The sequence below is a fragment of the Peptoniphilus sp. DNF00840 genome, from assembly GCF_001553125.1.
Classification (GTDB): Bacteria; Bacillota; Clostridia; order Tissierellales; family Peptoniphilaceae; genus Peptoniphilus_A; species Peptoniphilus_A vaginalis.
Map to the genome: position 1 here is coordinate 1155 of NZ_KQ960254.1, position 1236 is coordinate 2390.

Sequence of the window (1236 nt, forward strand, 5' to 3'; positions counted from 1 at the left end):
AGTAAGTGCTGTGTTATTACTTACATCTAGACTTGTTAGTTGGTTATTATTGCACCACATTTCAGTAAGGGCTGTGTTTTTGCTTACATCTAGACTTGTTAGTTGGTTAAAAATACAATCAAGCTTAGTAAGTGCTGTGTTATTACTTACATCTAGACTTTTTAGATAGTTACTACCACAAGAAAGTTCAGTAAGTGCTGTGTTTTTGCTTACATCTAGACTTGTTAGTGAGTTTTCACTACAATTCAATTGAGTAAGTGCTGTGTTATTACTTACATTTAGACTTGTTAGGTGATTATTTGAAAAATCAAGCTCATTAAGTTCTTTATTTTCACTTAAATTTAGAATTGCTATGCGGTTATTAGAACAATCAAGCTTAGTAAGTTTTATATTATTACTTACATCTAGACTTATTAGGTCTAAAGAACTACACTTAAGCTCAGTCAGATTTTTAAAATGCTCAATTCCTTTTAAACTCCGAATACTTTTGCCATTAACATTTATAGATTTAACTTTATCAAGTTCTGCTTGGCTTAGTGCATTGTCACTATCTGTATCAAACTCTTTTTTTACATAATCCCTAAAATTATTATCAGGAAAGTTTGTACTATTTATTACCACATCACCTTCTGCTGCATATGCAGCTATTGGGTTTAGGGGTAGGCAAGCTATAAGCATTGCAAGGGCAAGAAAAAGCCCCGTTATTCTTTTCTTACTTTCTTTCATTTTTTACCTCCATTTTATTTTTTCTGTTTTTTCTTTTTATATTTTTTTATTATAATATGGAGGTTAAGTATTCTGTTATCACTATCACTAATACTTCCCTCAATTTCTATAGATTTCCTTTAAATTGTATGCCTCAACCTTGTTCTTGTCAAGCTTGTGTTATGTGTATTAATACCTATTTATCATAGGCTTTTTTCTCTACTTTAAGGCATGCGTTAATCTTGTATTTTTGTTCTTTAAACCTTAGATTTTTTCTTACTTATTTTGTCTTTTTTTATTTTTTCTTTTCTTTCTTTTTTGTTTCCCTTATGGCTTTTATAAATCTTTTTTATATTTTCTCTTTCTCTCTTCTTTTAAATCAAAAAGGCTCTATAATATCTCTTGGAAATTTACTTCCAAAAAGATTTTATAGAGTCGATTTTTTTAGACCTCTTAAAAATTAATTCTTATTCATGGTCTTCATCTTTTGTAAAATTTTATTTCACAATTTCTCTTGTAATAATAACTTCC

General features: G+C 28.6%; 1 protein-coding gene. It reads right to left on the reverse strand.

Annotated elements, in window-relative coordinates:
• The coding region (locus HMPREF1864_RS08675) for a leucine-rich repeat domain-containing protein (protein WP_369817844.1) at nucleotides 1–726 on the reverse strand (726 nt) is incomplete at its 3' end.
• Nucleotides 727–1236 lie beyond the last annotated feature (510 nt).